This window comes from Thioclava sp. PTB-PU3-1, assembly GCF_055666785.1.
This window is the reverse complement of sequence record NZ_JBVNVL010000001.1, coordinates 454287-478161: the sequence shown is the minus strand read 5'-3', so window position 1 is coordinate 478161 and position 23875 is coordinate 454287. Positions and strand designations below refer to the sequence as shown.

General features: G+C 65.4%; 24 protein-coding genes and 2 tRNA genes. 17 read left to right on the top strand and 9 right to left on the bottom strand.

Annotation, left to right across the window (positions count from 1 at the left end):
• Positions 1-29 precede the first annotated feature (29 nt).
• A complete protein-coding gene (locus ACZ7GB_RS02310; protein WP_075774390.1) occupies positions 30-245 on the bottom strand; it encodes a hypothetical protein in 216 nt (71 codons plus the stop codon).
• A gap of 206 nt (positions 246-451) precedes the next feature.
• Between ACZ7GB_RS02310 and ACZ7GB_RS02305 the strand changes: the two genes are divergently transcribed.
• A complete protein-coding gene (locus ACZ7GB_RS02305) occupies positions 452-703 on the top strand; it encodes a DUF2312 domain-containing protein (RefSeq protein WP_078539603.1) in 252 nt (83 codons plus the stop codon).
• Positions 704-764: 61 nt separating this feature from the next.
• On the opposite strand, the gene ACZ7GB_RS02300 is transcribed toward ACZ7GB_RS02305, so the two are convergent.
• Positions 765-1640 carry a hypothetical protein gene (locus tag ACZ7GB_RS02300; protein ID WP_472157536.1) on the bottom strand — a complete coding sequence of 292 codons (876 nt, stop codon included), beginning with the start codon at positions 1638-1640 and terminating at the stop codon, positions 765-767.
• A 278-nt stretch (positions 1641-1918) separates the two neighbouring features.
• On the opposite strand from ACZ7GB_RS02300, the gene ACZ7GB_RS02295 reads away from it, so the two are divergent.
• The 7 genes from ACZ7GB_RS02295 to ACZ7GB_RS02265 all read left to right on the top strand — a co-directional run bounded on the left by ACZ7GB_RS02295 (position 1919) and on the right by ACZ7GB_RS02265 (position 7204).
• The gene (locus ACZ7GB_RS02295; RefSeq protein ID WP_472157902.1) at positions 1919-3481 is read left to right on the top strand and encodes an ABC transporter permease; all 1563 of its coding nucleotides are present in this window, start codon (positions 1919-1921) and stop codon (positions 3479-3481) included.
• 48 nt (positions 3482-3529) lie between these two features.
• Positions 3530-3605, top strand: a tRNA-Thr gene (locus tag ACZ7GB_RS02290).
• A gap of 36 nt (positions 3606-3641) precedes the next feature.
• Entirely contained in the window at positions 3642-4331 is a 690-nt protein-coding gene (locus tag ACZ7GB_RS02285) for a MotA/TolQ/ExbB proton channel family protein (RefSeq protein ID WP_472157535.1), read from the top strand.
• Positions 4332-4341: 10 nt separating this feature from the next.
• Positions 4342-4725 carry an ExbD/TolR family protein gene (locus tag ACZ7GB_RS02280; RefSeq protein ID WP_472157534.1) on the top strand — a complete coding sequence of 128 codons (384 nt, stop codon included), beginning with the start codon at positions 4342-4344 and terminating at the stop codon, positions 4723-4725.
• On the top strand, positions 4722-5135 hold the full coding sequence (locus ACZ7GB_RS02275) for an ExbD/TolR family protein (protein WP_472157533.1): 414 nt from the start codon (positions 4722-4724) through the stop codon (positions 5133-5135). Before ACZ7GB_RS02280 ends, ACZ7GB_RS02275 begins: the two co-directional genes overlap by 4 nt.
• On the top strand, positions 5132-5974 hold the full coding sequence (locus ACZ7GB_RS02270) for an energy transducer TonB family protein (protein WP_472157532.1): 843 nt from the start codon (positions 5132-5134) through the stop codon (positions 5972-5974). Before ACZ7GB_RS02275 ends, ACZ7GB_RS02270 begins: the two co-directional genes overlap by 4 nt.
• Before the next feature lie 57 nt (positions 5975-6031).
• Complete coding sequence (locus ACZ7GB_RS02265) at positions 6032-7204, top strand: M20 aminoacylase family protein (RefSeq protein ID WP_472157531.1); 1173 nt, start codon at positions 6032-6034, stop codon at positions 7202-7204.
• Between the two features lie 3 nt (positions 7205-7207).
• On the opposite strand, the gene ACZ7GB_RS02260 is transcribed toward ACZ7GB_RS02265, so the two are convergent.
• Both ACZ7GB_RS02260 and moaA read right to left on the bottom strand, forming a co-directional pair.
• Positions 7208-7615 carry a universal stress protein gene (locus ACZ7GB_RS02260; protein WP_472157530.1) on the bottom strand — a complete coding sequence of 136 codons (408 nt, stop codon included), beginning with the start codon at positions 7613-7615 and terminating at the stop codon, positions 7208-7210.
• Positions 7616-7767: 152 nt separating this feature from the next.
• Positions 7768-8775 carry a GTP 3',8-cyclase MoaA gene (moaA, locus tag ACZ7GB_RS02255; RefSeq protein WP_078546490.1) on the bottom strand — a complete coding sequence of 336 codons (1008 nt, stop codon included), beginning with the start codon at positions 8773-8775 and terminating at the stop codon, positions 7768-7770.
• A gap of 135 nt (positions 8776-8910) precedes the next feature.
• On the opposite strand from moaA, the gene ACZ7GB_RS02250 reads away from it, so the two are divergent.
• The 4 genes from ACZ7GB_RS02250 (at position 8911) to ACZ7GB_RS02235 (ending at position 13165) form a co-directional block, all read left to right on the top strand.
• On the top strand, positions 8911-9399 hold the full coding sequence (locus ACZ7GB_RS02250; RefSeq protein WP_472157529.1) for a D-galactarate dehydratase: 489 nt from the start codon (positions 8911-8913) through the stop codon (positions 9397-9399).
• 8 nt (positions 9400-9407) lie between these two features.
• A complete protein-coding gene (locus tag ACZ7GB_RS02245) occupies positions 9408-9854 on the top strand; it encodes a methyltransferase family protein (RefSeq protein WP_472157528.1) in 447 nt (148 codons plus the stop codon).
• 287 nt (positions 9855-10141) lie between these two features.
• Positions 10142-11716, top strand: coding sequence for a Re/Si-specific NAD(P)(+) transhydrogenase subunit alpha (locus ACZ7GB_RS02240; protein WP_472157527.1), 1575 nt, complete (start codon positions 10142-10144; stop codon positions 11714-11716).
• 15 nt (positions 11717-11731) lie between these two features.
• A complete protein-coding gene (locus ACZ7GB_RS02235) occupies positions 11732-13165 on the top strand; it encodes an NAD(P)(+) transhydrogenase (Re/Si-specific) subunit beta (RefSeq protein ID WP_472157526.1) in 1434 nt (477 codons plus the stop codon).
• Positions 13166-13412: 247 nt separating this feature from the next.
• On the opposite strand, the gene ACZ7GB_RS02230 is transcribed toward ACZ7GB_RS02235, so the two are convergent.
• Positions 13413-13841, bottom strand: a complete 429-nt coding sequence (locus tag ACZ7GB_RS02230) for a SufE family protein (RefSeq protein ID WP_472157525.1) — start codon at positions 13839-13841, stop codon at positions 13413-13415.
• A 138-nt stretch (positions 13842-13979) separates the two neighbouring features.
• On the opposite strand from ACZ7GB_RS02230, the gene ACZ7GB_RS02225 reads away from it, so the two are divergent.
• A complete protein-coding gene (locus tag ACZ7GB_RS02225; RefSeq protein WP_472157524.1) occupies positions 13980-14477 on the top strand; it encodes a hypothetical protein in 498 nt (165 codons plus the stop codon).
• A 232-nt stretch (positions 14478-14709) separates the two neighbouring features.
• Here the strand turns inward: ACZ7GB_RS02225 and rnd are convergent, their stop codons facing one another.
• The 4 genes from rnd to purM all read right to left on the bottom strand — a co-directional run bounded on the left by rnd (position 14710) and on the right by purM (position 18458).
• Positions 14710-15873, bottom strand: a complete 1164-nt coding sequence (gene rnd, locus ACZ7GB_RS02220) for a ribonuclease D (protein WP_472157523.1) — start codon at positions 15871-15873, stop codon at positions 14710-14712.
• Positions 15874-15994: 121 nt separating this feature from the next.
• Positions 15995-16747 (bottom strand): acetyltransferase domain-containing protein, encoded by a 753-nt coding sequence (locus ACZ7GB_RS02215; protein WP_472157522.1) that lies wholly within the window; start codon positions 16745-16747, stop codon positions 15995-15997.
• A gap of 80 nt (positions 16748-16827) precedes the next feature.
• Positions 16828-17415 (bottom strand): phosphoribosylglycinamide formyltransferase, encoded by a 588-nt coding sequence (gene purN / locus ACZ7GB_RS02210; RefSeq protein WP_078519494.1) that lies wholly within the window; start codon positions 17413-17415, stop codon positions 16828-16830.
• Positions 17412-18458, bottom strand: coding sequence for a phosphoribosylformylglycinamidine cyclo-ligase (gene purM / locus ACZ7GB_RS02205; protein WP_078519493.1), 1047 nt, complete (start codon positions 18456-18458; stop codon positions 17412-17414). The genes purN and purM overlap by 4 nt, the downstream gene beginning before the upstream one ends.
• Positions 18459-18593: 135 nt before the next feature.
• Between purM and ACZ7GB_RS02200 the strand changes: the two genes are divergently transcribed.
• The 4 genes from ACZ7GB_RS02200 (at position 18594) to ACZ7GB_RS02185 (ending at position 23874) form a co-directional block, all read left to right on the top strand.
• Positions 18594-18670: transfer RNA gene (locus ACZ7GB_RS02200), tRNA-Ile, on the top strand.
• A gap of 269 nt (positions 18671-18939) precedes the next feature.
• Complete coding sequence (locus tag ACZ7GB_RS02195; RefSeq protein WP_472157521.1) at positions 18940-21261, top strand: Hint domain-containing protein; 2322 nt, start codon at positions 18940-18942, stop codon at positions 21259-21261.
• Between the two features lie 105 nt (positions 21262-21366).
• A complete protein-coding gene (gene betC, locus ACZ7GB_RS02190; protein WP_472157520.1) occupies positions 21367-22911 on the top strand; it encodes a choline-sulfatase in 1545 nt (514 codons plus the stop codon).
• 135 nt (positions 22912-23046) lie between these two features.
• Positions 23047-23874: an aldo/keto reductase gene (locus ACZ7GB_RS02185; RefSeq protein ID WP_472157519.1), complete on the top strand. Its 828-nt coding sequence runs from the start codon at positions 23047-23049 to the stop codon at positions 23872-23874.
• Position 23875 lies beyond the last annotated feature (1 nt).

Genomic DNA, 23875 nt, shown 5'->3' with positions numbered 1-23875 from the left:
GGGGACGTGCTTGAAGGGGCAGGGCCGCCTCAGCCGAGGAAGATGCCCAGCACCACCATCATCAGCCCGATCACCGACACGAACAGCGCGCCCATATTGATCGCGATGATTTTTTGCAGCCGAGCGCGCAGCTCTTCATCGGGCAGGCCGGCGCGTTTGGCGCTGGCCACTTTGACGATGCAATAGAGGATGCCGAACAGCCCGATCACCGAGACGACGGCCCCTGCCCAGATCAGATTTTCCATTGCGGCCTCCGAAAGTTGCGCGCGCCTGCCTAGCCCGTCGCGGGGGGTATGGCAAGAAAAACGCGGGCACCCGCGATCTTGCGGGAAGAAGCGGGAGGGGCGGGCGTCCTTGCATAACCCGCCGATCCGCGCGCGCCGCCTCTTGATGCGCGCAGACGCTCAGGCTAGTCAGAGCGCCGACCCCCGTTCGCAAGCAGGAGAGGCCCATGCCCAACGATGCCGCCTACAATGTCACCGCCGATGAGCTGCGCCAGTTTGTTGAGCAGTTCGAGAGCCTCGAAGCCGAGAAGAAAGACATCGCCGAGCAGCAGAAGGACATCATGTCCGAGGCCAAGGCCCGCGGCTACGACACCAAGGTGCTCAAGAAGATCGTCGCCCTGCGCAAACGCGACAAGGATGACGTGGCCGAGGAAGAGGCGATTCTCGACCTCTACAAATCCGCGCTGGGGATGGGCTGAGCGCCATTGCGCGCCGGCACTGCGCGCCGGGCGATGATCCGGCGCGAACCGCGCCCTTTGCTTAGGGGGCGATGAATTCCACACCGGGCATCCGCGCGATCGCAGCGACGTCGGCATCGTATTGCGCGGTGATCTCGTCGACCAGCTCATCGGTCCATCCCGGCAGCGGTGCCTCGATCTCGAGCGCCTCGGGCTGGGCGTATTTGTCGAGGAAGGCCGCCACGATCTTGCGCCGGTGCAGAACCGATTTCGGCGGGTTCGCGGCGAAATAGCTGCGCAGCCGTTCAATCCCCTCCTCGGGCATGATCTGACGCAGCACCATCATGTCGCCCTTGAGCGCCTGATCCTCCGGCAGCCCGCCGACCGACCGCAGTACCTCGGGCCAGATCAGCGGCAAATCCTCGTTACACCAGATCACGAAACGCCGCCCGCCCGCGGCTTCCACCATCTGACGGATCAGCGGCTCCCAGCGCAGCTCGCGCGGGTCGTGCCCTTCCATGATCTGCTCGTAACTGCGCTTGGGCAGCCGGGCGACCAGTTGGGGGATCAGGCTCGCGGGGTTGATCAGCGCGAGATGGAACTCAGTCTCCGCATCGGGAAAGAGGTTCGCGAGCGGCGCGAGCTTGCCCGGCGCCATCGCGTAGAAGCCGCGCTTGGTGATCACCCGCTCGGGGATGCACAGGAAAAACGCGTGGCTGAACACTAGCCGATCCAGCACCGGCGCCTCGGTGCTCGCCTCGATGATCGCGTCCTGCACATCCTGCGGCGCAGGGCCGCCTTTCAGCGAGACCAGCGCATCGCGCAGCACCATCCGATAGCTGCGGGGCGCGGGCACGGCGATGCGGTGAGACTCGAGGAGCCGCTCGTTGCTCGAAAGCGCGCCCACGATGCGATCTTCATCGGTCGAATGCGCTCCGAGATGGAAAACGACTTTCATTCTGCGCGCCTCAATATCGTCTGGCTGGTCAAGCCCTTATTGTTGCCGCTCACTCTAGCCGCTCCGTTCTGGACAGGCAAATGTGTTTCGGGGTAGGAGGGGCGAGACAATTCCGACAAAACTGATCGGGAAAGCCCGTGCCCAAATCCATCCAATCCCTCTCTATCCCCCCTGCGCCTGCCCTGCGCGGACGCTTGCGTGCGGCGGGTGGGCTGTGGTCGCTCGGGGCCGTGGTGATCGCGGTGCTGGTGTTGGCGCCGATCCTGGCTGTCGGGTGGATGGCGCTCGATCCGCGCGACAATGTCTGGCCGCATCTGATCGCGACGGTGCTGCCGCGTTACCTGATCAATACGGCGGTGCTGACGGGCGGCGTGGGGCTTCTGGCGTCAGCTGTCGGGGCAGGGGCTGCGTGGCTTGTCGTGATGTATCGCTTCCCGGGGCATCGCATATTGCAATGGCTGCTGCTTCTGCCGCTCGCGATCCCGGCTTATGTCGGCGCTTACGCCCTCACCGATTTTCTCGACTATTCCGGCCCGGTGCAGACCGCGATGCGCGGCGCTTTCGGCTGGGCCTCGGCGCGTGACTACTGGTTCCCCGAGATCCGCTCGCGCGAGGCGGCGGTGGTCGTGCTCTCGGCCGCGCTTTACCCCTATATCTACCTGATCACCCGCGCGGCCCTGCGCGAGCAATCCGGCGCCAGCTACGAGGTCGCCCGCGCCCTCGGCACCGGGCCGTGGGGGATGGTCTGGCGCGTGGGCCTGCCGCTCGCGCGTCCCGCCATCGCCGCGGGCGCCGCGATCGCGATGATGGAGACGGTGGCGGATTTCGGTGTCGTCGATCATTTCGGCGTGCAGACCCTAACCACGGGCATATTCTCGACATGGCTGTCGGGCGGCAATGCGGGCGGGGCGGCGCAGCTCGCGCTGGTGATCCTCGGGATCGTCCTCGCGCTTCTTATGCTCGAGAAGCTCTCCCGCCGCCGCGTCCATTATTACCAAAGCGCGCGTCAGGCGCGCCCGGTGCAGCCACAACGCCTGAAAGGTGCGGCTGGCTGGGTGGCGACGCTGGCCTGCGTGCTCCCGGTGGCTTTGGGCTTCGTGCTGCCGGTCGCGGTGATGGGTGGTCATGCGCTCGCCAATCCCGAGGCGTGGTTCGGCCGGGGCCTTGGGCTCGCGCTGTGGCACACGATCCTGACCGGAGGGGCAGCCGCTACGATCACGGTGACGCTGGCGCTGTTCATGGTCTACGGGGTGCGCCTTTCGGGACAGCGCCTGCCGCGCGCGGTACTTCCGCTGACGACGCTGGGCTATGCCGCGCCGGGGGCGGTGCTGGCGGTCGGCATCCTGATCCCGCTCGCCGGTCTCGATCACATGCTGGCCGACACCGTGCTGGCGATCACCGGCCACGATCCCGGGCTGCTGCTGACGGGGTCGGCCTTCGCGATCATCCTCGCCTATGTGGTGCGATTCTTCGCCATTGCCCAAGGGGCGAGCGACGCCGCCTTCGGGCGCGTGCCGCCCTCGCTGCCGATGGCCGCGCGTTCGCTGGGGCGTACGCCGGGCGGCGTCCTGCGCAGCCTCTACTTGCCACTGATGCGCGGCTCGGTCGGCTCGGCGCTGCTTCTGGTTTTCGTGGACTGCGTGAAGGAGCTGCCCGCGACGCTGCTGCTGCGCCCGTTCAATTTCGAGACGCTGGCCACGCGCACGCAGGAAAAAGCGAGCCTCGAGAACCTCGGCGATGCCTCGCCCGCCGCACTGCTGGTCTGCGCGGTGGGCCTTGTCGCGGTCGCGATCCTCGCCCGCGCAGATCAAGCCCGCGCCGATCTTGCCCGTTCCCGCTGAGCGGCGTCTTGCGCGAATTTCCCAGCCGCGCTATTGCGGGCCCGTCACGCCGGCGTAGCTCAGTTGGTAGAGCGTCTGATTTGTAATCAGGGGGTCGGGGGTTCGAGTCCCTCCGCCGGCACCACCTCACCGCGCCTGTGGGCGTGCATTGGAGGGCGCGATGGAAGCTACCGCTCAGATTTCCGGAGCTCTTCCGGGGCGCATGTTCGATGCGCTCGTGCTGGGCGGTCCGGCGATGTGGGCGATTGCGGCGCTGTCCGTGATCTCGCTCGCGGTGATTTTCTGGAAAATCTGGGATTTGCTGGCCGCTGGCGCGTGGTCGGGCGGGGCGCATAGCCAGGCGGCGATTGCGGCCTGGGCGGCAGGCGATCCCGACGGGGCCGAGGCGGCTCTGGCCGGGCGGCGCTCGTTGCGCGCGCAGCTGGCCCGTGCCGCGATGGCGAGCCTGCGCGATCCGCAGCTCGATCGGGCCGGGGCCGAGGCCGAAACGGGGCGCGTCGCGCGCGATCTGCTGGCGCGGGCACGCTCGGGGTTGCGGGCGCTGGAACTGGCCGTGGTGATCGGCCCGCTTCTGGGACTTCTGGGCACGGTCGCGGGGATGATCGCGGCTTTCCGCGCGTTGCAGGAGGCGGGCGTTCAGGCCGATCCGGCGACGCTTGCAGGCGGCATCTGGGAGGCGCTTCTGACGACGGCGGCGGGCATGGCGGTGGCGATCCCGGCGCAGATCGCGCTGTCGGGGTTTGACGCGGTGGTGGACCGCCTGCGCCACGATATGGAAGACGCCGCGACCCGCATCTTCGCCCGCGCGCCCGCCACGCTCACCGAGCGGCCCCGCGCCGCCGCCGAGTGAGGCGCGCGCGATGTTCGCCTTCGGTCAACCGCGCCCCCGCCGTCGCCCGGCGCTGACGCCGATGATCGACGTGGTCTTCCTGCTTCTGGTGTTCTTCATGCTCGCCTCGCGCTTTGGGGTGGAGCGCACGCTGGACCTGACCTTGGGTGGCGGCACGTCTGGCGCGGAATGGTCCGGGCCGCCGCGTCTGGTCGACGTGGGCGAAGGCGGTACGGTCAGTCTGAACGGGCAGACGGTCGCGCTCTCCGATCTGGCAGGCGCGCTGCAGCCGCTGATGGACCAACCCTCCGATCCGGTCGTGCTACGTCCGAAAGAGGGCGATCTGAGCGCGTTGACGCAGGTGATTGAGGCGTTGCGCGGCGCGGGGCTGAGCAATCTGGTGCTGGTGCCATGAGGCTTTTCTCCGATCCGCCGCGGCGCAGCCTTCCCGAGCCGCTTTTGCCGATGATCAACGTGGTCTTTCTGCTGCTGATCTTCTTCCTGCTGGCTGCGACGCTGGCCCAGCCGACGCCCTTCGAAGTCACCCCGCCCGAGGCAGCGGGCGAGGGCAAGACCGATCCCGGCGCGCTGGTCCTGTTTGCGAATTCCAAGGGCGAGATTGCCTATGGAGAGGCGCGCGGCGATGCGGCGATTGCGGCGCTGGGGGCGGCTGCGCAGGATGCGCGCGCGGACTGCGGCGATTGCGCCGACAGCCTGACCCTGCGCGCGGATGGGAAGCTTCCCGGCGACGCGCTGGCCAAGCTGATGCCGCAGCTGGCGGGTCTCGGTTTCACCGATCTCAAACTCGTGGTGCGGGGCAAATGACGCTGCGCGGGCTGGCTTTCGCGGGCGCGCTCGGCGCGGCTTTGGCGGTCCATGCGGGCGTGCTGATGGTCTGGGAGCCTGCGCCTGAGGGCGGGGCGCAATCGGCGGGCGACGGGGGCGACGCGCTCGTCTCGCTTGCGCCGTCTTCGCCGTCCATGGCCGCGCGGGTGGCCGAGTGGGAGCGCCCGCCCGAGGTCGAGACGGAGGTGGCGGCGACGCAGCCTGAGGCTCCAACCACGCCCGAAGCGCCTGAAACCCCGACCGAGCCGCCGGAAACCGCGCCGCAGACTGCCGCAGCTCCCACGCTGACCGCGCCACCTGCGCCCGACGCGGCGCTGCCTGAACAGGCCGAGCCCGCGCCGCCCGACATGCCGCGGCCCGAGGCCAAGCCCACGCCGCCTGCGCCGAAACCGGCGAAGCCGAAGCCCAAAGCGCCCGCGAAGAAACAGGCCTCGCAGCCCGCCCCCGCCCAGCCCAAGCAGCAGGCGAAGGGGCAGGGCGACAAAGGGGCGGCGGGCGACCGGCGCGCGGCCCCGGCGGCGACGCTCTCGGCGGGGCAGATCCGGTCGCTGATGGGATCGTGGGGCGGAGAAATCCGCGCCCGGATCGAACGCGCCAAGCAAACGCCCTCCGGGGCAGGCGCGGGACGCGTGGTCGTTGCGTTGAATATCGCGCGCGACGGGCGGCTCATCGGCGCGTCGGTGGCGCAAAGCTCGGGCAATGCCGCGCTCGACCGGGCGGCGCTCGACGCCGTGCGCCGGGCGGGTCGTTTCCCCGCAGCGCCGCAAGGCTTGGGTAACCCCAGCTATAGCTTCTCCTTGCCGATGGCCTTCCGCTGAGCGCGGCTTGCACCCGTGCGCGCCACAAGGCAGGGTAGCGCCAACCAAGGAGCGAGCATGCCGATCAAGAACCGTTTTGCCGAGATGCACGCGGAAGCCACCGCATGGCGGCACGATTTTCACCGCAATCCCGAACTGCTTTACGATCTGCCGCGCACCTCCGGCCGCGTGGCCGAGCTGCTGCGTGAATTCGGCTGCGATGAGGTGGTCGAGGGGATCGGGCGCACGGGCGTCGTCGGCGTGATCGAAGGGCAGGGCACGCGCCAAGGCGGGCTGCGATGTGTCGGGCTGCGCGCCGACATGGATGCGCTGCCGATCCGGGAGAAAACCGGTGCCGAACATGCCTCCGAGATCGAGGGCAAGATGCATGCCTGCGGCCATGACGGGCACACGTCCACCCTGCTCGCGGCGGCGAAATATCTCTGCGAGACGCGGGCTTTCGCGGGCCGCGCCGTGGTGATCTTCCAGCCCGCCGAAGAGGGCGGGGCCGGGGCCAAGGCGATGATCGAGGACGGTCTGATGGAGCGCTTCGGCATCGAGGAGGTCTACGCGCTGCATAACATGCCGGGGATGGAACCGGGCAGCTTCGGCATCCGGCCTGACGCGATGATGGCGGCGGCGGATTTCTTCGACATCGTGGTGACCGGCAAGGGCGGCCATGCCGCGAAACCTCAGGAAGTGATCGACCCGGTGCCGATCTCCGCACATCTGATCCTCGCGCTGCAAAGCATCGTGTCCCGCGCGACCGATCCGCTGGAGGAGATCGTTCTGTCGGTCACGACGCTGGAGACGGACTCGAAAGCGCTCAACGTGATCGGCAATTCGGTGAGCCTTGGCGGGACGGTGCGCACGATGAGCGCCGAGACCCGCGATCTGGCCGAGCGCCGCCTGCGCGAGATTGCGCAGGGCGTTGCCGCGACCCATGAGGCGACGGCAGAGGTCGACTACCGGCGCGGCTATCCCGTCACGCGTAACGATGCGGCGGCGGCCGAGGTCGCAGCGCAGGTGGCCGAAGCCGTGGCGGGGGCCTGCGATCGCAGCGTCGACCCGATGATGGGGGCGGAGGATTTCGCCTATATGCTGGAGGTGCGCTCAGGGGCCTATGGCTTCATCGGCAATGGCCCCAGCGCGCCGCTTCATCACGCGGAATACGATTTCAACGACGCGATCCTGCCTGCGGGCGCAAGCTGGTTCGTCGGCATGATCGAGGCGCGTCTGCCCCCAGCGTGAGCCTCAGCGCATGACCATAACCGCGCATTTCGCATGGCGCACGACGCGCGAGGCGGTCGAGCCGATCAGGTAATCGCCAAAGCCCGGGCGGTGCGACGCGATCACGATGCAATCGGCCCCGATATGTTCGGCGTAGTCGAGGATTTCATGGCCGGGCTGACCTTCGACGATCGCCCAGGCGCCCGCGTCGAACTCCGCCGCGCGCGTGGCGAGGTCTTGCTCCAGCGTCTTGCGCAATTCTTCGGCATAGCCCTCGGGCATGTAATTGATCGCATAGGCGGGGACGTCTTCCATCACATGGAGCAAGGTGATGCGCGCCCCGTCGCCTGCCAGCGCCCGCGCGACATTGAGCGCGGCATCGGGGTTGTGGTCTTCGTCGAAGGCGACGGGCACGAGAATGTTGGAATACATTGGTTTGGCTCCCTTTCTTTGTCGGGAGCCTGCCAGAGGGTCTGGCGCTGCGCATTGATTTGAGTCACCCCGGAGGTGGGCAGCGCCACCAAATTCGCGTGAGTTGCCCGAGACCTGCGCCGCGCGCGTAGCGGACGCAGGTCCGGTGAGGCTCAGCCGCCGGTATGGCTCATGTGGCGCGACATCTGACCCGAGACGGTCTGGCGCGAATAGTCGAAATCATGGCCTTTGGGCTTGCGCGAGATCGCCTCGCGGATCGCGGCTTCCAGCGCCGCGTCGTCCTCGTTGGCTCGCAGGGGCGCGCGCAGATCGGCGTTGTCCTCCTGACCCAGGCACATGAACAGCTCGCCCGTGCAGGTCACCCGCACACGGTTGCAGTTCTCGCAGAAATTATGCGTGAGCGGCGTGATGAAGCCGATCTTCTGGCCGCTTTCCTCGAGCCGCACGTAGCGCGCAGGCCCACCGGTCGATTCCGCCAGATCGGTCAGGGTGAACCGCTCGGCCATCGCCTTGCGCACATCCGAGAGCGGCCAGTATTGATCGAGCCGCAGATCGTCGCCCATCTCGCCCATCGGCATCACTTCGATAAAGGTCAGATCGAAGCCCTCCGCCGCGCACCAGTCGATCAGGGTGAACAGCTCGTCCTCGTTGAAGCCCTTCAGCGCGACGGTGTTGATCTTGACCTTGAGACCCGCGCGTTTCGCGGCCTCCAGACCTTTGAGCACCTGTTCGAGCCGTCCCCAGCGCGTGATCTTCGCGAATTTGTCGGCATCGAGCGTATCGAGCGAGACGTTGATCCGCTTCATGCCCAGTGCCGCGAGATCATCGGCGAATTTCGCAAGCTGCGAACCGTTGGTGGTCAGCGTCAGCTCGCGCAGATCGCCGGTCTCCAGATGCCGCGAGATGGAGCGGAAGAAGGTCATGATATCACGCCGCACCAGCGGCTCGCCCCCGGTGATGCGCAGCTTCTTCACGCCGAGGCGGATGAAGGTCGAGCAGAGCCGGTCCAGTTCTTCGAGCGTGAGCAGTTCCTTTTTCGGCAGGAACTGCATGTGTTCGGCCATGCAATAGGTGCAGCGAAAATCGCAGCGGTCGGTGACCGACACCCGCAAGTAGTCGATAGGGCGGGCGAAGGGGTCGATGAGGGGCGTGTTATCCATGGTTCGGAAAGTAAGGCGCGGCGGGCGGGGCGGCAAGGGTCGTCGCGTGGATCACGTGCGGGCAGGGCGCAGAGCGGGGGGTGGCAGTCGCCTCGGACTGCGCATAGGCTCGACGAAATTTTAAGGAGATTTCGAATGCGCAAACCCCTCTCCCGCCCGATCTTGGCGCTCACGCTGATGATGCCGATGGCGGGCTGCGCCACGCTGGGACTCAACGGCCCAAACGCCTCGGGTCCGGCGACCACGGCAGCCCCCGACGCCGCCGCTCCGGTCGCGGCCCCGATCCCGAAACCGAGTGCGAAAACCGCCGATTCCCTTGATACCACCACCGCGGAGCAGCGCGCAGAGGCGGCGAAGAAACCCATGGGCGGCGAGACCAAGCTTGGCACCACAATCGCGAGCCTTGGCGATCCGGCCGATCCGGGCTTCTGGGTGAAGACCGGGCTGGTGAAAAGCGAGACCCCCGGCCGGATCGAAGACCCGAAGACCGGCAAATCCGCGAAGGTCACGCTGATCCCGTCGGGCAAGGCGGCTGGCTCGGGCTCGGAAGTGTCGCTGCCGGCGCTGCGCCTGCTCGAGGTGCCGCTGACCGATCTGCCTGAACTCACCGTCTACAAACTGTAAGCAGCGCGATGAACCCTCTGCGCGAGATCGACATTCCGCCGCTCTGGCTTGTGCTCTTCGCGGCTCTGGTCTGGGCGCTGGGGCAGGTCGTGCCGATGCCGTTTCGCTATGATCGCGCGTTCGGGATGATCGCGATCGCGCTGGGACTTGCGCTCATGCTGGTCGCGGTGGGGCAGATGCTGCTTCACCGCACCACCTTCATTCCGCGCCGTGACCCGTCCGACCTCGTGACCTCCGGCGTCTTCGCGCTGTCGCGCAACCCGATTTATCTCGGCGACGCGCTTGTGCTGGCGGGGCTGGCGCTGATCTGGCACGCACCTTTGGGGCTTCTGCTGGTGCCGGTCTTCATGTGGTTCATCACGCAGCGCTACATTCTCGGCGAAGAAGCCCGGATCGCCGCGCATTTCGGCGACGCTTACACCGCCTACCGCGCCCGGACCCGCCGCTGGCTCTGATCGGGCCGCGGCAAAGTGCTGCGCCCGTCAAAAAAGCTGGTGACGGTGCAATCGGGTCGCAGCGCAAAATGGACGACCTAACGCTCGGATATTAAACCATAAATCACCCAAAAGTTCGGTATTCAATGGTATACACGAACCGGTGAGGCGCGCCGTGACCGATTAACAAGGTTTTACGGCCCATCGGTGCTTGTGAAACATTATTGCGCGATGCTAAGGAGTACGACGCAAGATTCCGGGTGCGCAGGCCATCGGCTAAACGCACCGCTATCCAAGGGGGAGTTAGAGTGAAAATCGGAGCTCCAAAGGAGATTTTCGAGGGCGAGGCGCGGGTCGCCATGACGCCCGACTCGGCTTTGCAGCTGCAAAAGCTGGGTCATGAGTGCTTCATCGAGACCGGGGCAGGCGTCCGTGCCGGCTTCACAGACGAGGCTTACGAGGCCGCGAATGTGACCGTCATCAAGACCGCCGCCGCGCTGTTCAAAGAGGTGGATTTCGTCATCAAGGTGCGTCCGCCGAGCGACACGGAGGTCAAGCGCCTCAAGCCCGGCCAGACCCTGATCTCGTTCTTCTACCCGGCCCAGAACGAAGAGCTTCTGAAAGCCGCCGAGAAGACCGGTGCGAATGTGATCGCGATGGACATGGTCCCGCGGATTTCGCGCGCGCAGAAGATGGATGCGCTGTCGTCGATGGCCAATATCGCGGGCTACCGTGCGGTGCTCGAGGCAGGCAACAATTTCGGCCGCTTCTTCACCGGTCAGGTGACGGCGGCGGGTAAGGTTCCGCCGGCGAAAGTGCTCGTGGTGGGCGCAGGCGTCGCGGGTCTCGCCGCGATCGGCGCTTCGACCTCGCTGGGTGCGATCACCTACGCGTTTGACGTGCGTCCCGAAGTGGCCGAGCAGATCGAGTCGATGGGCGCCGAGTTCGTCTATCTCGACTTTGAGGAGGCCGCGAAAGACGGCGCGGAGACGGGCGGCTACGCTGCGCCGTCCTCGCCGGAGTTCCGTGAAGCCCAGCTTGCCAAATTCCGCGAACTGGCGCCCGATATCGACATCGTCATCACCACCGCGCTGATCCCGGGTCGCGACGCCCCGGTGCTCTGGACCAAGGACATGGTCGAGGCGATGAAGCCGGGCTCGGTGATCGTGGACCTCGCCGCCGAGCGCGGTGGCAACTGCGAACTGACCGTGCCGGACCAGAAGATCGTGAGCGACAATGGCGTGACCATCGTCGGCTATACCGATTTCCCGAGCCGCATGGCGACGCAGAGCTCCGCGCTCTACTCGACCAACATTCGTCACATGATGACGGACCTGACGCCCGAGAAGGACGGCGTCGTCGTTCATGACATGGAAGACGACGTGATCCGCGGCGCGACCGTGGCCTATCAGGGCGAGATCACCTTCCCGCCGCCGAAACCCAAGGTGGCCGCGATTGCGGCGCAGAAGCCGAAGGAAAAGGCCAAGGAGCTGACGCCGGAGGAAAAGCGCGCCAATGAGGTCGCTGCGTTCAAGAAGCAGACCCGCAATCAGGTGACGCTGCTCGCCGTGGGCGCGATCGTGCTTCTGGGCGTGGGCCTCGTCGCACCGGCCAGCTTCATGCAGCACTTCATCGTCTTCGTGCTCAGCTGTTTCGTGGGCTTCCAGGTGATCTGGAACGTCTCGCACTCGCTGCACACGCCGCTGATGGCTGTGACCAATGCGATCTCGTCGATCATCATCCTCGGCGCGCTGTTGCAGATCGGATCGGGCTCGTGGCTCGTGATCCTGCTTGCTGCGCTGTCGGTGTTCATGGCCGGGATCAACATCTTCGGTGGCTTCATGGTCACCCGGCGCATGCTCGCCATGTTCCAGAAGTCGTAAGAGGGGGAGAGCGTAATGGAAAACGGATTCTCGACCGCCGCCTATGTCGTCGCGGCAGTTCTCTTCATCCTCTCGCTGGGCGGCCTTTCGGGGCAGGAAAGCGCGAAACGGGCCGTGTGGTATGGCATCGTCGGCATGGGCCTTGCGGTTCTGGCGACGCTGATCGGCCCAGGTTCGGGCCTCTGGCTTCTCTCGGTCATCCTGATCGCGGCCGGTGGCATCATCGGCTGGTTCGTCGCGAACCGGGTGCAGATGACGGAAATGCCGCAGCTTGTGGCCGCGATGCACTCGCTGGTCGGCCTCGCCGCCGTCTTCGTGGGCTACAACGCGTATATCGAGATGGCGCGCGTCGGCGCGATGGGCGTGGAAGAACAGCACGCGCTGAAGGGCTTCGCCGCTCTGATCGCGCATAAGACGCCGGTCGAGCTGTCGATCCTGCGCGTCGAGCTGTTCCTCGGCGTGTTCATCGGGGCCGTGACCTTCACCGGTTCGGTTGTCGCCTTCGGCAAGCTTGCAGGCAAGGTGACCTCGAAGGCCACCAAGCTGCCGGGCGGGCATATGCTCAACGCCGCAGCCGCGATCCTCTCGGTGATCCTGCTGATCCTGTTCATCAACGGGGCAGGCGCTTGGGCGCTGATCGCGATGACGCTTCTGGCCTTCTTCATCGGCTATCACCTGATCATGGGTATCGGCGGCGCCGATATGCCGGTCGTGGTGTCGATGCTGAACTCCTATTCGGGCTGGGCCGCGGCGGCAATCGGCTTCTCGCTGGGCAACGATCTTCTGATCGTGGTCGGCGCGCTGGTCGGCTCTTCGGGTGCGATCCTGTCCTACATCATGTGTAAGGCGATGAACCGCTCGTTCATCAGCGTTATCCTCGGCGGCTTCGGCGGCACCTCCGGTCCCGCGATGGAAGTCGAGGGCGAGCAGATCGCGATCGACGCCGACGGCGTGGCTTCGGCTCTGCGCGACGCCGATAGCGTGATCATCGTGCCGGGCTACGGCATGGCGGTGGCGCAGGCTCAGCAGGCGGTGTCGGAACTGACCCGCAAGCTGCGCAGCCAGGGCAAGGAAGTGCGCTTCGCGATCCACCCGGTCGCGGGCCGTCTGCCGGGCCACATGAACGTGCTGCTGGCCGAGGCGAAGGTGCCTTACGACATCGTTCTGGAAATGGACGAGATCAACGAGGACTTCCCCGATACCGACGTGGTGATCGTCATCGGCTCGAACGACATCGTGAACCCTGCCGCACAGGAAGATCCGAACTCGCCGATCGCCGGCATGCCGGTTCTGGAAGTGTGGAGGGCCAAGCAGGTCTTCGTCTCGAAGCGCGGTCAGGGCACCGGTTATTCGGGCATCGAGAACCCGCTGTTCTACAAAGAGAACACCCGGATGTTCTATGGCGACGCCAAGGACTCGGTGAACCAGCTGCTGCCGCTGATCGACTGATCTGCAGGGCAGGGAAATTGGAAACGGCCGGTCGAGGGACCGGCCGTTTTCGTTTGGGGTGACTGGCTCGGGGCGACCAGCCCCGGGCCGCGCCCGACCCTCCCCCCGGGAGGGCGCATTGGCGATGTCGGCGCGGGTATAGAGGTCGTGCGGGCTTGCGAGATAAATCGCCCAGCCACATGCGTTGCAACGCGCCCACCCGAGGCTCGGGCGCGTCCCTCTGTCGCTAAGTGGAAAATCTAGGGCCTTACGCCCCCACGGCTTCACCGGCCAGCTTGCGAATCCGCTCCACCATCGCACGCAACCCGTTCGAGCGCTGCGCCGAGAGATGGTCGTTCAGGCCCAGACGACCCAGCTCGGCGGGTGCGTCCACCTTCAGGACGTCCTCGACCGTCAGCCCGGAATAGAGCGCGTGCAGGATCGCGATCAGGCCCTGCACGATCATCGCATCGCTCTCGCCCTGAAAATCGAATGTCGCCTGCGGGCCGGTCCCCTCGATCCGGGGCAGCAGCCAGACCTGGCTCGCACAGCCCTCCACCTTGGTCGCGGGCACCTTCACAGCGTCGTCCAGGGGCGGCAATTCGCGGCCCAGCTCGATCACGTGACGGTAGCGGTCCTCCCAATCGTCGAGAAATTCGAAGGTCTCGGCAATCTCTTCAAAGGCTTCGCGCGCCATGGTTACTCGCTCCTACGGACAGGGAATTGCCTATTGGGTAACGGGTTCGCGCCCGAGGGTCCAGACGCGGCTTTTCAAAAGCGCTACAATGGGCTACCACAAATCCGGGTCCAGACCCGGGACAGTATCGGAGCCATCATGAACAAAGCCCTGATCGCGGCACTTGCCCTGACGCTCACCACCGCAGGCTGCGGCACAATCCGTGACAGCAAGCTCAACCCGTTCAACTGGTTCGGGCGCGACACGGCTGCACCGGTGGAAACACTCACGCCGCGCGGCGGCTACCCCGTGAAGGTCGGCAAGCCGAACCAGCAGCAGGTGTCGCAGGTTTCCTCGCTCTCGGTCGAGAAGATCCCCTCGGGTGCGATCATCACCGCGATGGGCCTGCCGCCGACGCAGGGCTATTGGGATACCGATCTGGTCCCGCTGAATGGCGGTGCGCCGGATGAGAACGGCACGGTGACCTATGTCTTCATGGTCTCGCCGCCGCCCGCTGAAAGCCCCGATGCGCGCCGTGTGATGACCCCGCAGTCGCGCGAGGTCTCGGCGGCTGCGTTCCTGAGCACTTACAAGCTGCAGGGCGTGCGCAAGATCGTGGTGCAGGGCGTTTCCAACGCGCGGTCCGTCGCGCGCTGATCGTCACTTCAGTTGATTGAGATGAGGCTCGGGAGACCCCGGGCCTTTTTCTTGTCGCCTTGCCCGGATCAGCCGCGACAGCGGCCCGGGCAGCGCCCGACCGCCCCCTCGGGCGGGCGCTTGTGGGGTGTCAGCGCGCGCACTGAACGCGTCCGAAACTTTCAGGGATAAAGCGAAGACCACCAAAGAAGGAGGCGCCCACCCGGCGGTCAGGCGCAGCCCTCCGGTGACCTCACACGTCGATCAGCTTCACCGCGCCGCTATCGGCGGTCAGCGCCACTTCGCCCTTGGCCAGACGCAGGGCGTCAGTGCCGAAGACCTCCGCACGCCAGCCCTGCAGGGCGGCGACGTCGCGCTTGCCAGCGGCGATGCGATCCAGATCGGAGGACGTCGCGATCAGCTTCGCGGCGACGCCTGCCTGCTGCGATTTCGCTTTCAGCAGCACCCGCAGCAGATCGCCGAGCGCGGTGTCGACCTGCAATTGCTGGGCCTGATTGTCGGGGCGGGGCAGCTTCTCGTTGGGCATCTCAAGCCCTTCGCGCACCGCCGTCAGAATGCCCTCGGCGATCTCGCCCTTGCGGGCCTCGCGCAGCAGCAGTCGCGACTTGCCCAGCTCTTCGATCGAAGAGGGCTTAGTCGAGGCCAGCTCCAGCAGCGCGTCATCCTTGAAGATACGGCTCCGCGGGATGTTTCGGTTTTGGGCATAGCCTTCACGGAACTGCGCCAGCTCGCGCACGATGGCGAGGAAGCGGCCCGAATTGGTCCGCGTCTTCACGCGCTTCCACGCCTCTTCGGGGCGGTTGATATAGGTCTCGGGGTTCAGCAGAACCGCCTCTTCCTCTTCGACCCAGGCATCGCGGCCGGTTTTCTTCAGCTGTTCGTCGAGGAATTCGTAGATCACGCGCAGATGGGTCACATCGGCGATGGCGTATTTCTTCTGTGCCTCGGTCAGCGGACGGCGCGACCAGTCGGTGAAGCGCGAGGATTTGTCGAGCGATTGCTTGGCGATCTTGCGCACCAGCGTCTCGTAGCCCACCTGCTCGCCGAAGCCGCAGACCATCGCGGCGATCTGCGTGTCGAACAGCGGATCGGGGAAGACCTGCGCGTCGGTGAAGAAAATCTCCAGATCCTGCCGGGCCGCGTGGAAGACCTTCACGGTCTCCTTGTGGCGGTAAAGTTCGTAGAGCGGCTCGAGCGAGAGATCGTCGGACAGCGGGTCGACCAGAACGGCCTCGCCTTCGGTCTCGCCATGATTGGGGAGCGCCATCTGCACGAGGCACAGCTTGGACCAGTAGGTCCGCTCGCGCAGGAATTCGGTGTCGACGGTGACGTAGGGCTCTTGCTTGGCCTTTTCGCAGAAGGCCGCGAGGGCCTCGGTCGTGGTGATGGTCTGCATATCGCGCTTTCAATTCGGTGCGGGCTCATCCCGCGCAGGTGCAAATTCCCTAGACCTTCATGGGGCAAAAGGGAAGGGCGGCGCGTGTTACGGCCCGGTTTGCGTGGCAGAAGCGCCAGTTTCAGTGCTGCAGGAGGAACGCGGCCCAGGTCAGCCCGTAGAGCACCGGCTGGTGGATCAGGTAGATCGGCAGGGTGTGACGCCCCGCAAACAGCGCGACTTTCATCACCCCGCGCGTCTGATCGGGCCGGTAACGCGCGGCGCGTTTCCAATAGCCCAGACGGTCGAGCAGCTTCGCCGCGCCCATGCCGATCAGGAACGGTCCGATCCACGGGAAGACCGGCTCGAAATCCATCGAGGGGCGCCACTTCGTCGACAGCCCCAGCCACCACAGCCACGGGTGATTGAAGATCTCGAAGGCGTAGTTCAGATGCACCCAGACCGCGATCACGCCAAGTGCCGCCAGCAAGATCCACGGCAGGAACAGAAGCGCGGCGCCGATCAGCGAACTGACCGCGATGGAATGCAGGATGCCGTAATAGATGAAGTATTCCGGCATCATCACATAGGTCGCGGCACTCACCAGCCCGGCGGCAACCACCACCTTGCCGATCCGCTTCCAGAACGGGGCGGCGCGGAAGCCGTGGCGATGGGCGAGCACGAGGCTGGCGCCGGCCATGAAGATGAAGGTGCTGGCGACCACGCGGGCGAAATCGAGGAAGGCGGGGTGAAACACCGTGCCACGTGGCACAAAGCCGAAATTCTCGAGATCGTAGGTCAGGTGGAAGATCGCCATGCCGATCAGCGCCACGGCCCGGATCAGGTCGGGGGCGATCATGCGCCCGCGCGGGGCCGTATCCGGGGTCGTGTCCATACGCCTGTCATGCGCGAAGCGACGGCCGCTCGCAAGCGGATGCGGCGCATTTCGGCGTGAGCGTGCTTACAGAAAGACGCTTAAAGAAAAACGGGCGTGCGGTCGCCCTCGGCGAACCGGCGCAGCACCGCCGGATAGAGGCGATGTTCCTGCACCAGCACGCGGGCGGCCAGATCGTCGGGCGTGTCGTCCGGCTCGATCGGAACGCGCGCCTGACCGAGGATCGGCCCGTCATCGAGAACCGGCGTCACCTCATGCACGGTGCAGCCCGCGACCGCATCGCCCGCCTCGATCGCGCGCTTATGGGTGTGCAGCCCGGGATATTTCGGCAAGAGCGAGGGGTGGATATTGAGCATCCGACCCTCGAACTGCGCCACGAATTCCGGCGTCAGCACCCGCATGAAGCCCGCGAGGCAGAGGATATCGGGCTTAGCGGCGAGGATCGGTTTCAGCAGCTCGGCCTCGAACGCGGCGCGATCCTTGCCATAGGGGCGGTGGTCGATGGCGGCGGTCGGTACGCCCATCCGCGCGGCCTTCTCCAGCCCCGACGCCCGTGCGTCGTTCGATGCGACGAGCACCGGGCGGGCAGGGTGGTCCTCTGCCATGCTCTCGACCAGTCGGACCATGTTCGAGCCGCCGCCCGAGATCAGGATCGCGACACGGATCACAGCAGCGCGCCCTCGTAGGCGATGCCCTCATTGGCGGTGACGGTGCCGATGCGGGTGACGCTCTCGCCTTCGCCTGCGAGCAGGGCGGCGACCTCGTCGGCCTTGTCCGCCGCGACGACGACGATCATGCCGATGCCGCAATTGAAGGTTTTCAGCAGTTCGCGCTCTTCCATCGAAGCGGTCTCGGCCAGCCAGCGGAATACGCCGGGCAGCTCCCACGCGTCGAGGTCGATGGTCGCGCCCATACCCTCGGGCAGAACGCGCGGCAGGTTCTCGGTCAGGCCGCCGCCGGTGATATGGGCCAGCGCATGAACGCCGCCTGCGCGCACCGCAGCCAGGCATTGTTTGACGTAAAGCCGGGTGGGCGCCAGCAGCGCCTCGCCAAGCGAGCCCTCATCGAAGGGGCAGTCCGCGTCCCAGCCAAGGCCGGATATCTCGACCACCTTGCGCACGAAGGAATAGCCGTTGGAATGCACGCCGTTCGAGCCGAGGCCCAGAAGCACGTCACCCTCGGCCACGCCTGCGGGCAGGTCGGTGCCCCGTTCCATCGCGCCGACCGCGAAGCCCGCGAGGTCGAAATCGCCCTTGGAATACATGCCCGGCATTTCCGCCGTCTCGCCGCCGATCAGTGCGCAGCCCGATTGCGCACAGCCTTCCGCGATGCCCTCGATGATGCGCGCGGCCTGATCGAGCTCGAGCTTGCCGGTCGCGAAATAATCGAGGAAAAACAGCGGCTCTGCACCTTGGCAGACCAGATCGTTGACGCACATCGCCACGAGGTCGATGCCGATCGTGTCGACATTGCCGGTGTCGATCGCGATGCGCAGCTTGGTGCCCACGCCATCGGTCGCGCCGACGAGGATCGGATCGTTGTAACCGGCCGCCTTCAGATCGAACAGCGCGCCGAAGCCGCCCAGACCCGACATCGTGCCCGAGCGCTGCGTGCGCTTGGCTGCGGGTTTGATCCGGTCCACCAACGCATTGCCCGCGTCGATATCGACGCCCGCATCGGCATAGGTGAGGCCCTGTTTTTTCTCGGTCATCGCGGCGCACTCCGGCAAGTAAACTCTTGGCCGAAGCCCTAGCGTAACCGCACGCGCCCCGCAACGTCGAAGGGGATGGGTGCGCGCGCTTTCTTGACGCGCGCGTGCGGCCTGACTAGAGGAATACGCAATGGTGGGCCTGTAGCTCAATTGGTTAGAGCAGGGCGCTCATAACGCCTTGGTTGCGGGTTCAAGTCCTGCCGGGCCTACCAGTTTTCCGCCGAAATTTCCGCAGCTTCGTGGCCGTGTTGCCACGACTCTCCCTATGCGTGTCGCCTCGCCCGGAAAGCCCCCATTTCGCCCAATTTGCGCCGTGAGACGATCACGAACCCGCGCCAAATGAGGGCCTTGTTAGAGTGTCAGTAACTATAAAAATCGAGCAGCCACGTCATAGGCCCCGATATTTTTGCACAGTCTTCGAAAGTCGGAGACCGGTCCCTCGCGGGCCTGTCCGGCAGTAACAAGGTAAAGCAGCGGCGACATGGCCACGACGTTCAACTGGATATATCTCGGCGTCGCCGAGGACGCGAACGGCAATATCTACTACTTGGATTCCCAAGAGGGAAATTCGAGCATGGAGAATTACAACCTTCTCCAGAACGCCTCCGCCGGGTCCTCCACCGATCCGCTGTTCAGCCACATCACCGAAGCAACGCTGATCGACAATGGCGGCTCGAGTGGCGTTCTCGACACCAATAACAACACGTCCAACGACACGATCCGGACCGATATCGGTGACGGTCAGGGCGTTCGCGATTTCACCTATGACGGTCTGGTGGTCTACAACACGACGATCACCTACACCGACGGCACCACGGCGAATGTGCAATCGGTCCTCGTGCAGACCACGACGGGCGAAGTGTTCCTCGCGCCGGAACTGTCGAATAATGCAACCACGGCGGCCTATGAGGCCAAACCGATCCAGTCGATGATCATCGGCTCAGCGGTGAGCTATCAAAACACCAATCTTGCGCAGGATCGCTACGTCACCGGCTTCGACGATGGCTATGTCGACGGCACCGATAGCGCGGACCGGATCGACGTGAACTACGTCGAGCCGATCGCAAATGGCTCCGACCGCGTGGACAATAACGATGCGGGGCTCGCGGGCAGCAGCGGCAATGACGACTACATCCGCGCCTATGGTGGCAACGACACTGTGCTGGCCGGGCTCGGCAATGACACGGTCGATGGCGGCACGGGCGACGATTCGATCGATGGCGGGTCGGGCAACGACTCGCTGATCGGCGGAACCGGCAATGACACGCTCCTCGGCGGCAGCGGAAACGACACGCTCACCGGGAACGACGGCAACGATTCCCTCGATGGCGGCGCGGATAATGACTGGCTCGACGGTGGCATCGGTAACGACACTCTGATCGGCGGTCTCGGGAATGACCGGCTGATCGGCGGTGCGGGCAACGACTCGCTCGATGGCGGGGCTGGGACCGATACGCTCGATGGCGGCACGGGCAATGACACGCTGCATGGCGGCGCGGGCGGCGACATCCTCTCGGGCGGAACCGGCATGGACTATGCCGACTATTCCGATTCCGCGAGCGCGGTGAACATCAACCTCGGCGCGGGCACGGCCACGGGCGGTGATGCGACGGGCGACACGCTCAGCGGCGTCGACGGGATTTACGGCTCGGCAGGCAACGACACGCTGATCGGCTTCGACGGCGCCTCCTCGGACCCGACGGATGGCTACACCAACGTCTTCTACGGCAATGGCGGCGACGACTATATCGACGGCGCGGGCGCGGATGACATCCTCTACGGTGGCACCGGCAACGACACCGTGCTGGGCGGGTCGGGCAATGACTCGCTTTACGGCGACGCAGGCAATGACAGCCTCGTTGGCGGCACCGGCAATGACACGCTGTTCGGTGGCGACGGGAACGACGTTCTGCAAGGCGGCGCCGGCAGTGATCAACTCGACGGCGGCGCGGGCAATGACACGCTCTCGGGCGGCGGCGGTGACACTCTCGTTGGCGGCGCGGATGCCGACAGGTTCATCGACCTCGTCCCCGGCGACACGATTGACGGTTCGGAGACGGGCGACGATTTCGACATCATCGACCTCAGCGACTGGGGCTGGGACAATGTCGCCGTGCATCGTGACGCGGCGAACCCGGAAAACGGCACGATCGATTTCTATGACGGCAATGGTGCGGTCGTCGGCACGGTCAGTTTCTCGAATATCGAAAAGGTCATCCCCTGCTTCACGCCGGGCACCTTGATCGCAACACATAGCGGCGCCCGCGCGGTCGAAAGCCTGCAGGTCGGCGATCGCATTCTGACTCGCGACAGCGGCTTTCAGGTCATCCGCTGGATCGGCACCCGCGCGCTCAGTGCTGCAGAGTTGCTGGCGAAGCCGGAATTCCGCTCCATCAAGATCGCACCGGGCGCGCTGGGCGCGAACCAGCCCGAGCGCGAGATGCGCGTCTCGCCGCAGCACCGCATCCTGCTGACCGGGCCGCGCGCGCAGCTGATCGCGGGCGAGCCGGAGGTGCTGGCCGCAGCGCGCCACCTCGTTGGACTGCCCGGGATCGAGATCGACGAAGAGGCCGAGGCAGTCACCTATATCCACGTGATGTTCGATACTCACGAGATCGTTTTCTCCGACGGGCTCTGGACCGAAAGCTTCCAGCCGGGGCAGGCGACGATGAACGATATGGATCAGGCGCAGCGGGCCGAATTGCTCGCGCTGTTCCCCGAACTGGACGGCGAAGGCGAGAGCTACCTCGCCGCGCGGCCCAGCCTGAAACGCCACGAGGCCCGGATCATCGCGGCCGCCTGACGCGGCCCGAGCCACTTCCGCGCGACCTGCTTGCCCTTGCGTTCCCCCGCTCCGGATCGCTACAGGGGTTATTGACCCGTGGATCAATAAAAGGAGCGCGCTGCAATGCCTGACCTCGAAACCGCCCCCAAGGACGACAGCAAGCCGCGCCCGAATATCCTGATCCTGATGGTCGATCAGCTCAACGGGACGCTCTTTCCCGACGGCCCGGCGGAGTGGCTGCATACGCCCAACCTGCGCAAGCTGGCCGAGCGTTCCGTGCGGTTCGAGAACGCCTATACCGGCTCGCCCTTATGCGCACCGGGGCGTGCGGCGTTCATGTCAGGCCAGCTTCCCTCGACCACGGGCGTCTACGACAACGCAGCCGAGTTCCGCTCTGACATCCCAACTTACGCCCACCACTTGCGCCGCGCGGGCTACCAGACCTGCCTCTCGGGCAAGATGCATTTCGTGGGCCCCGATCAGCTTCACGGGTTCGAAGAGCGACTGACCACCGATATCTACCCCGCCGATTTCGGCTGGACCCCGGATTACCGCAAGCCCGGCGAGCGGATCGACTGGTGGTATCACAATATGGGCTCGGTGACCGGGGCAGGGGTAGCCGAGATTTCCAACCAGATGGAATATGACGACAATGTCGCCCATGAGGCGAAGATGAAGCTCTACGATCTGGCGCGCGGCAACGATGCGCGGCCGTGGATGCTGACCGTCAGCTTCACCCATCCGCACGACCCCTACGTCGCGCGCAAGAAATACTGGGATCTCTACGAGGATTGCGACCATCTCGAGCCCGAGGTCGGCACGATCCCCTATGAGGAGCAGGACAACCACTCGAAGCGGATTTTCGACGCGAACGATTGGCGCGAGTTCAACATCACGACCGAGGACATCCGCCGCTCGCGCCGCGCCTATTTCGCGAACCTGTCCTATCTCGACGACAAGATCGGCGAGCTGCTGCAGGTGCTCGAAGACACTCGGCAGGAGGCCACGATCCTCTTCGTCTCCGATCACGGTGACATGCTGGGCGCACGGGGGCTGTGGTTCAAGATGAGCTTCTACGAGGGCTCGGCCCGCGTGCCGCTGATGATCTCGGCGCCGGGGCTGGAGCCGGGACTGGTCTCCGATCCGGTCTCGACCATCGACGTGACCCCGACGCTTTGTGATCTGGCGGGTATCTCGCTGGACGTGATCGCGCCCTGGCTCGACGGGCATTCGCTGCTGCCGCAGGCCAAGCGTGAGCCCCGCAAAGAGGCGGTGGCGATGGAATATGCCGCCGAGGCCTCCTATGCGCCGCTCGTGAGCCTGCGTAAGGGCCGCTACAAGCTGAACCTGTGCAAGCTCGATCCCGATCAGCTTTTCGACGTCGAGGCCGACCCGCACGAGTTGACCAACCTCGCAGGTGATCCCGCCCATGCCGAGGCCTATGCCGCGCTGAAGGCCGAAGCCGCCGCGCGCTGGGATTTGGATCGTTTCGACGCGGACGTCCGGGCCAGTCAGGCGCGGCGCTGGGTCGTCTACGAGGCTCTCAGCCAGGGCGGCCAGTATCCGTGGGATTACCAGCCGCTCAAGAAGGCCTCCGAAGCCTATATGCGCAATCACATGGACCTCAACGTGCTGGAAGAAAACAAACGCTTCCCGCGCGGCGAGTAAGATAACTGAAGGCTCGGCCCGGGCGAAACTGCTCCGGGTCCGTGCCACGTACCTCACCACCCCGTGAGAGCCTTTTCGGAACGCCGCGCCGCCCTAACCTGTTGACCAACCCAACAGGCAGACAGGAGATCGACCATGAGCGTTCCGACCCTCACCCTCAATGACGGCATCAAGATCCCGCAGCTTGGCCTCGGCGTCTGGAAGATGGACGATGCCGATGCGCCCGCCATCATCCAAAACGCCCTCGATGCAGGTTATCGCCATATCGACACCGCCGCCGCTTACGGCAACGAGGCGGGCGTGGGCCGCGGTATCGCGCAAAGCGGCGTGGCGCGCGAAGACATCTTCGTGACCTCGAAGCTCTGGAACGACCGGCAGGGCTATGACGAGACCAAGCGCGCCTTCGACGAGACGATGGGCAAGCTGGGCTTCGACTATCTCGACCTCTATCTGATCCACTGGCCGATGCCCGCCAAGGACAAATATGTCGAGACGTGGAAGGCGCTGATCGAGCTGCGCGACGCGGGCCGCATCCGCGCGATCGGCGTGTCGAACTTCCTGCCCGACCACCTCGAGCGGTTGATCGAAGAGACCGGTGAGGCGCCCGCGATCAACCAGATCGAGCTGCATCCGCGCTTCCAGCAGGCCGACCAGCGCGCTGCGCATGAAAAGCTCGGCATCACCACCGAATGCTGGTCGCCGCTGGGGCAGGGCGAGGCGCTCTCGAACCCGATCCTCACCGAGATCGCGGCGCGCTATGGCAAATCGGCGGCGCAGGTCACGCTGCGCTGGCAGATCCAGCTGGGCTGCGTGACGATCCCGAAATCTTCCAATCACGAGCGGATGCGCGAGAATATCGACGTGTTCGATTTCGAGTTGACCGAGGATGAGATGGCGCAGATCAAGGATATCGACAGCGCGGAAGGCCGCATCGGGCCGGACCCCGCAACCGCCGATTTCTGAG

Excerpts from the sequence above, each read along its gene's own strand:
- ACZ7GB_RS02230 (WP_472157525.1), bottom strand. The coding sequence starts at position 13,841 with ATGGCGCGCGAAGCCTTTGAAGAGATTGCCGAGACCTTCGAATTTCTC.
- ACZ7GB_RS02285 (WP_472157535.1), top strand. The coding sequence starts at position 3,642 with ATGGAAGCTACCGCTCAGATTTCCGGAGCTCTTCCGGGGCGCATGTTC.
- ACZ7GB_RS02225 (WP_472157524.1), top strand. The coding sequence starts at position 13,980 with ATGAACAAAGCCCTGATCGCGGCACTTGCCCTGACGCTCACCACCGCA.
- betC (WP_472157520.1), top strand. The coding sequence starts at position 21,367 with ATGCCTGACCTCGAAACCGCCCCCAAGGACGACAGCAAGCCGCGCCCG.
- ACZ7GB_RS02250 (WP_472157529.1), top strand. The coding sequence starts at position 8,911 with ATGCGCAAACCCCTCTCCCGCCCGATCTTGGCGCTCACGCTGATGATG.
- ACZ7GB_RS02300 (WP_472157536.1), bottom strand. The coding sequence starts at position 1,640 with ATGAAAGTCGTTTTCCATCTCGGAGCGCATTCGACCGATGAAGATCGC.
- rnd (WP_472157523.1), bottom strand. The coding sequence starts at position 15,873 with ATGCAGACCATCACCACGACCGAGGCCCTCGCGGCCTTCTGCGAAAAG.
- ACZ7GB_RS02185 (WP_472157519.1), top strand. The coding sequence starts at position 23,047 with ATGAGCGTTCCGACCCTCACCCTCAATGACGGCATCAAGATCCCGCAG.
- ACZ7GB_RS02270 (WP_472157532.1), top strand. The coding sequence starts at position 5,132 with ATGACGCTGCGCGGGCTGGCTTTCGCGGGCGCGCTCGGCGCGGCTTTG.
- moaA (WP_078546490.1), bottom strand. The coding sequence starts at position 8,775 with ATGGATAACACGCCCCTCATCGACCCCTTCGCCCGCCCTATCGACTAC.
- ACZ7GB_RS02245 (WP_472157528.1), top strand. The coding sequence starts at position 9,408 with ATGAACCCTCTGCGCGAGATCGACATTCCGCCGCTCTGGCTTGTGCTC.
- ACZ7GB_RS02275 (WP_472157533.1), top strand. The coding sequence starts at position 4,722 with ATGAGGCTTTTCTCCGATCCGCCGCGGCGCAGCCTTCCCGAGCCGCTT.
- ACZ7GB_RS02280 (WP_472157534.1), top strand. The coding sequence starts at position 4,342 with ATGTTCGCCTTCGGTCAACCGCGCCCCCGCCGTCGCCCGGCGCTGACG.
- ACZ7GB_RS02305 (WP_078539603.1), top strand. The coding sequence starts at position 452 with ATGCCCAACGATGCCGCCTACAATGTCACCGCCGATGAGCTGCGCCAG.
- ACZ7GB_RS02310 (WP_075774390.1), bottom strand. The coding sequence starts at position 245 with ATGGAAAATCTGATCTGGGCAGGGGCCGTCGTCTCGGTGATCGGGCTG.
- ACZ7GB_RS02295 (WP_472157902.1), top strand. The coding sequence starts at position 1,919 with ATGGCGCTCGATCCGCGCGACAATGTCTGGCCGCATCTGATCGCGACG.
- purM (WP_078519493.1), bottom strand. The coding sequence starts at position 18,458 with ATGACCGAGAAAAAACAGGGCCTCACCTATGCCGATGCGGGCGTCGAT.
- ACZ7GB_RS02235 (WP_472157526.1), top strand. The coding sequence starts at position 11,732 with ATGGAAAACGGATTCTCGACCGCCGCCTATGTCGTCGCGGCAGTTCTC.
- ACZ7GB_RS02195 (WP_472157521.1), top strand. The coding sequence starts at position 18,940 with ATGGCCACGACGTTCAACTGGATATATCTCGGCGTCGCCGAGGACGCG.
- ACZ7GB_RS02215 (WP_472157522.1), bottom strand. The coding sequence starts at position 16,747 with ATGGACACGACCCCGGATACGGCCCCGCGCGGGCGCATGATCGCCCCC.
- ACZ7GB_RS02265 (WP_472157531.1), top strand. The coding sequence starts at position 6,032 with ATGCCGATCAAGAACCGTTTTGCCGAGATGCACGCGGAAGCCACCGCA.
- ACZ7GB_RS02260 (WP_472157530.1), bottom strand. The coding sequence starts at position 7,615 with ATGTATTCCAACATTCTCGTGCCCGTCGCCTTCGACGAAGACCACAAC.